Genomic DNA, 6,370 nt, shown 5'->3' on the forward strand with positions numbered 1-6,370 from the left:
GTTCAGACGGCCTGAAACCTTTACACATTTATGAACCCGTTTTCTAAACCGCAAAAACGCGCCGTGAACGGCGTACTTCTGCTCGACAAACCACAAGGCTTGTCGAGCAATACCGCCTTGCAGAAAGCCCGCCGTCTCTACCGCGCCGAAAAAGCCGGCCATACCGGCGTGCTCGACCCGCTCGCCACCGGCCTGCTTCCCGTATGTTTCGGCGAAGCCGCCAAATTTGCACAATATCTGTTGGATGCCGACAAAGCCTACACAGCCACGCTCAAACTCGGCGAAGCGACTTCGACCGGCGATGCCGAAGGCGAGGTTGTTGCCACGGGCCGTGCCGATATTCCATACGAAGATTTTCAGACGGCCTGTCGGGCATTGACCGGCTCTATCCGACAAGTGCCGCCGATGTTTTCGGCATTGAAGCATGAAGGCAAACCGCTTTATGAATACGCCCGCAAAGGCATAGTCATCGAGCGCAAGCCGCGCGACATTACCGTCTATTCAATCGATATCCGATCCTTTAGCCCGCCCGAAGCCGTAATTGATGTGCGTTGCAGCAAAGGCACTTACATTCGCACACTGAGTGAGGACATCGCCAAACATATCGGCACTTTCGCCCATCTGACCGCGCTGCGCCGCACCGAAACCGCCGGTTTTTCGATAGGACAAACGCATACACTCGAAAAATTGGAAGGGTTGGACGAAGCCGCACGCGACGGTTTGCTGCTGCCTTGCGATGTGCTGGTCGAACACCTCCCCCGTCTTGTTTTGCCCGAACCGTCTGTTCGGTTGCTCAAGTTCGGTCAGCAGCCGGCGCATTCCGGCAACAGTGTTTCTTCCGATATGCCGATTCGGATTTATGACGAAAACGGCACTTTTATCGGCTTGGTCGAGTATCAGATTGAAACAGGCCGTCTGAAAGCGCTGCGGTTGATGAATACGGCAACATAATTGCGCTTTATTTCACATCACTAAAGTTATTATTCAAAAAAGCAATCAAATAGGGGGAAATCGGCTGTAAAAAGCCCGATTTTCCCTCTGATAGTTTGATTTTGCTCAATGCATATCCTTGTTGGCTTGCGCCTGCATATCGTTCTGATAAGAACTGTGCTAACCTAGCAACGATTGTTCACGTTACACAACTATAATTTACACAAGGCTGCCGTGAATTTTCATGCGGTTCGTGCGTAAACATGCGCATGCAGTGCAGACGCAGGGGATACCTTTACAAGCATCTTTCCCGCTTCAGATTGCATCCGCCTGTTTCCAATCATGCTGCATGATTCCTGTTTTGCCTTGATTCTTGCTCACTTTCGCAGTCTGTTCACCGTTTCTTTAGAAAGGCGGTTTGACAGGATAAAACCTCCGTCGAACGAAGATTTTGAACAGGCTCTCAGCTTCTACTATAAAACGTAACCAAACAATTGCTTTTATCTCAACAAACTTGCGAGGTCTTTATGAAACATCTCAAAACGTTTCTGATTTGGGGCATAGTGGTATTGGTCGGCCTGGCCTCCTTTACTACGCTTGCCATCCACAGGGGCGAGCAGGTGAGCGCGGTATGGATGGTGGTTGCCGCCATTTCCGTTTACTGTATCGCCTACCGCTTTTACAGCCTGTACATTGCCAAACAGGTGATGGCACTCGACCCCAACCGCTTAACCCCGGCCGAACGCCATAACGACGGTTTGGATTATGTGCCCACACACAAAGGCGTATTGTTCGGCCACCACTTTGCCGCCATTGCAGGCGCAGGCCCGTTGGTCGGCCCGGTGTTGGCAGCGCAAATGGGTTATCTGCCCGGCACGCTGTGGATTATTTTCGGCGTGGTTTTTGCCGGTGCCGTTCAAGATATGATGGTGCTGTTTGTTTCTATGCGCCGCGACGGTAAATCGTTGGGCGATATCGTCAAACAAGAGCTGGGCACTACCGCCGGTGTTATTGCCTCTATCGGTATTTTGATGATTATGGTCATCATCATGGCCGTGTTGGCATTGATTGTGGTTAAAGCACTGGTACACAGCCCGTGGGGTACGTTCACCATTGCCGCCACCATGCCGATTGCACTGTTTATGGGCATCTATACCCGTTATATCCGTCCCGGCAAAATCGGTGAAATTTCCATCGTCGGCTTTATTCTGCTGATGTTGGCCATCATTTACGGTGAGAATGTTGCACAAAGCTCGTTTGCACACTATTTTGATTTAGACGGCATCCAGCTGACTTGGGCAATTATGATCTACGGCTTCGTGGCCGCAGTATTGCCCGTATGGCTGCTGTTGACTCCGCGCGATTATCTTTCAACCTTCCTGAAAATCGGTACCATCATTGCCTTGGCTATCGGCATTCTGATTGTCAGCCCCGCTCTGCAAATGCCCGCTGTTACCCGATTTATCGACGGCACCGGCCCCGTATTCTCAGGCAGCTTGTTCCCCTTCTTGTTCATCACCATTGCCTGCGGTGCGGTTTCAGGCTTCCATGCCCTGATTTCTTCAGGTACCACGCCGAAAATGGTGGAAAACGAAACCCACGTACGCATGATCGGCTACGGCGGCATGCTGATGGAAAGCTTTGTGGCCATTATGGCTTTGGCGGCCGCCGCATCACTTGATCCCGGCGTGTACTTTGCCATGAACAGCCCCACTGCCCTTATCGGCACCGACGCTGCTCAAGCCGCACAAGTGATTACTAACCAACTGGGCTTCCCCGTTACTGCCGACACTTTATTGCACACGGCTAAAGAAGTAGGTGAAAACACCATTCTGTCGCGTGCCGGTGGCGCACCAACTTTGGCCGTAGGTATGGCACACATCATGAGCCAGCTGATTCCCGGCGAAGCCATGATGGCATTCTGGTATCACTTTGCCCTCTTGTTTGAAGCACTCTTCATTCTGACCGCCGTAGATGCAGGTACCCGCGTTGCCCGCTTCATGATCCAAGATTTGGGCAGCGTATTCTACAAACCTTTCGGCAACACCGATTCGCTTCCTGCCAACCTGTTTGCGACTTTCTTGGCTGTTACTTTCTGGGGCTACTTCCTTTATACCGGCGTAACCGATCCGCTGGGCGGTATCAACTCACTCTGGCCTTTGTTCGGTATCGCCAACCAAATGCTGGCCGGTGTAGCCCTGATTATGTGTTCCGTGGTGCTCGTGAAAATGAAACGCGAACGCTATGTATGGGTTCCGCTTGTTCCTGCGGTATTGGTTTTATTCGTAACCTGCTATGCCGGTTTGCAAAAACTGTTCCACAGCGACCCCAGAATCAGCTTCTTGGCACATGCCGCCAAATTCAATGATGCGGCGGCACGCGGTGAAATTTTGGCTCCGGCTAAAGACTTAGAGCAAATGAGCCGTATCGCATTTAACGACTATGTTAACTCCGGTTTAACCATCTTGTTCCTTTCCATCGTCGTTATCGTAGCCATATACGGATTGCGGGTTGCCTTGAAAGCGCGTAAAGTGGCATGGCCTACCGCCAAAGAAGTGCCTGCGGTTTACCGTAACGAGGTTCAAAGTAATGAGTCATAATTTATTGCAATTCATCAAACGCGCATGGAAAACAGCCCGCCTGGCCGGCAGCCTGATGGTTGGCGTACCCGACTATGAAAACTATGTTGCCCGTCAACGCAAACACAACCCCAATGCGCCGGTGATGACGAAATTGCAATTTCAGGATTACTGCAGCAAGCGCCGTAGCGGAAGCAATGGTGGACGATGCTGTTAGTTTGTCATCTGAAAACATCCTGAAAGAAAAGCTCCCGCCGATAATAAGGCGGGAGTTTTTTTTCAGACGGCCTCCATCCAGCCAAAATAAATTTCATTACAATTCATATTATTAATCTATTTTCATATAAACAGATTAAAAATATATTGACGATTATAAAAACCAAGCTATAATGTCGACTTCTTCCCCGATAGCTCAGTCGGTAGAGCGACGGACTGTTAATCCGCAGGTCCCTGGTTCGAGCCCAGGTCGGGGAGCCAAATAAATCAACAAGATAGGCCGCAAGCAATTGCGGCCTATCTTGTTTTTAGACGGTTTGATAGACGGTCTCAAATTTTACAAAACTTTTAAAATACCTTTGTTACACAATCAAAAATATCTACCGTCTTATTAGTTTAATGCTCTTTTCTCATCGAACCTAAAAATTAAGAAACTTATTCCATAAGAAACCCATTGCACGAGCAATTTACATATGACAAAAGGCCGAGACCTTTGCAAAATAGCCCCTTTACCCAACAGCCGAAACCCAAACACAGGATTTCGGCTGTTTTCCGTTCTAAATATCCCCTTTATTCTTCTCAAATACCCGATAATCGGGTATCTGAGCTGCCTTTCAGATGGCAACAGGCGCACGTAGCCTGTTGGCTGCTTTCAACAGGTTCAAACACATCGCCTTCAGATGGCTTTGCGCACTCACTTTGCTCAGGCCAAAATAAGTTGCCCGGGCATGGCAGAATTTACGGTGCAGCGTACCAAAGCTTTGTTCGACCACATAACGGGTTTTCGATAAGTGTCGGTTACGTTTGGTTTGCGCTTCCGTTAGCGGCCGGTTGCGGTGGGATTTGCACATGATGCCGTCCCGCAACTGATGTTCTTCCAGATGTTGCCGGTTTTCCATACTGTCGTAGCCTTTATCGGCATAGACAGTCGTGCCTTTGGCTAGGCCTTCCAACAAAGGCAGCAGGTGTTTGTACTCATGGGCATTGGCGGCAGTGATGTGCAGTTTCTCAATATAGCCTTCCGCATCGGTACGGGTATGTTGTTTGTAACCCAGATGGAAGCGGCCGTCTTTCTTTACCCAACGGGCATCGCTGTCTTTACTCGGTGTGGTTTGGCTGTTGACCCGCCCTTCGTCATCCACTTCTGTGGCCTGACGCTGTTTGCCGCCGGCCGTCTGAATAATGGTGGCGTCAACGATGGCGGCGGATGCTTTCTCTACTTTTAAACCCTTGTCAGTCAGTTGGCGGTTAATCAGATCCAGTAATTCGGCCAAGGTGTTGTCTTGCGCCAGCCAGTTGCGGTAACGGCATAAGGTGCTGTGATCGGGGATGCTCAGTTCGTCAAAACGGCAAAACAGATGGAAATCGATGCGGGTAATGAGGCTGTGTTCGAGTTCGGGATCGGAAAGGCTGTGCCATTGGCCGAGTAAAACGGCTTTGAACATGGACAGCAGGGGATAAGCTGGACGGCCGCGGTGGTCTCGAAGGTAACGGGTTCTTTGATGGTTGAGGTAATGCTCGATCGGTTGCCAATCAATCACCTGTTCCAACTTCAACAGGGGGAAGCGGTCGATGTGTTTGGCAATCATGGCTTGTGCGGTTTGCTGAAAGAAGGTGCTCATGAAAAATCCCCTAAATGTCTTGGTAGGGAATTTAGGGGATTGTGGGGAATTTTGCAAAGGTCTCGGCCGTCTGAAATTTCAGACGGCCTTTTGTCATATGTAAATAGAAAATAAATATCTATTCTGCTATATTGCCAAAGCATATATCTTGAATTCCGATACTTTGACACACCGCTTTTGGAACACTCGCGATGACCCAAACCCAATCCTACCGCCTCACCTTCTCCCGCTTCAGTCCCTCCCTCTCCGTCGCCTCCTTCACCGCCGCCGAAGCCTTAAACACAGCCTACCGCCTCGACATCGAACTCACTTCTGTTGATTCTGATTTACCGCTGTCGTCATACATTAATCAGGCGGTCAAGTTTACGGTAACACCGGTAAGCTCTGATGCGTTGGGATTGATCGAAGGGATGATCGCGCCCCAAGCGTTGAAGGAATGGAGCGGTATCATCACTTCGTGTGAGAAGCTGTCGGTATCGGCCGACGAAACCCGTTACCGCATGGTATTGGAACCCCGTATCGCCGCATTGAAGCATCATCGCACTTCGCGGCTGTTTCAAAACCAAAACGTTCCCGACATTATTGCTTCATTACTGAAACACCACGGCTTCTCCGGCGTCGATTTCCGCTTTAACACTTCCCGCGAATACGGTGTGCGCGAGTATGTGACCCAGTATCAGGAAAGCGACTTCGCCTTTATCAACCGGCTGTGCGAAGAAGAAGGCATTTGGTATGCCTTCGAGCAGAACGCCCAATATGGCGAGGTGGCGGTATTCGGCGACGATGCCGCCCATTATTTTCGCGACAACCGTCATCTGTATCCCTACCGCCCTCATGGTGGGTTGGAGAGCGTCGGTGAAGAAGCGGTGTTCGCCTTACAGGTGAAACACAACCCGATTCTCGAATCCATCCGCGTCGGCGACTACAACTACCGCGATGCCGATACCGATTTGTCGTCCGAAGTAACGGCGAAGGACACGGAAAGCGACAGCAGCGTCTTACTCGGCAGCGACAGCCATTGGG

5 protein-coding genes and 1 tRNA gene are annotated in these 6,370 nt (G+C 50.4%); 5 read left to right on the forward strand and 1 reads right to left on the reverse strand.

What is annotated here, in order from left to right:
• Positions 1-30: 30 nt before the first annotated feature.
• The 4 genes from truB (at position 31) to AKG43_RS09905 (ending at position 3,986) form a co-directional block, all read left to right on the forward strand.
• Complete coding sequence (gene truB, locus AKG43_RS09890; RefSeq protein WP_054600403.1) at positions 31-951, forward strand: tRNA pseudouridine(55) synthase TruB; 921 nt, start codon at positions 31-33, stop codon at positions 949-951.
• Positions 952-1,457: 506 nt separating this feature from the next.
• A complete protein-coding gene (locus AKG43_RS09895; RefSeq protein ID WP_054600404.1) occupies positions 1,458-3,530 on the forward strand; it encodes a carbon starvation CstA family protein in 2,073 nt (690 codons plus the stop codon).
• Entirely contained in the window at positions 3,520-3,726 is a 207-nt protein-coding gene (locus tag AKG43_RS09900) for a YbdD/YjiX family protein (RefSeq protein WP_054600405.1), read from the forward strand. Before AKG43_RS09895 ends, AKG43_RS09900 begins: the two co-directional genes overlap by 11 nt.
• A 184-nt stretch (positions 3,727-3,910) precedes the next feature.
• A tRNA-Asn gene (locus AKG43_RS09905) sits at positions 3,911-3,986 on the forward strand.
• Between the two features lie 353 nt (positions 3,987-4,339).
• Here AKG43_RS09905 and AKG43_RS09910 read toward each other — a convergent pair.
• Positions 4,340-5,347 (reverse strand): IS5 family transposase, encoded by a 1,008-nt coding sequence (locus AKG43_RS09910; RefSeq protein ID WP_054600406.1) that lies wholly within the window; start codon positions 5,345-5,347, stop codon positions 4,340-4,342.
• Positions 5,348-5,538: 191 nt separating this feature from the next.
• Here AKG43_RS09910 and AKG43_RS09915 point away from each other — a divergent pair.
• Positions 5,539-6,370 (forward strand): type VI secretion system Vgr family protein (locus AKG43_RS09915; protein WP_156300656.1); only part of this gene is annotated, 832 nt, incomplete at its 3' end.

This window comes from Neisseria sp. 74A18, from assembly GCF_001308005.1.
Taxonomy (GTDB): Bacteria; Pseudomonadota; Gammaproteobacteria; order Burkholderiales; family Neisseriaceae; genus Neisseria; species Neisseria dumasiana.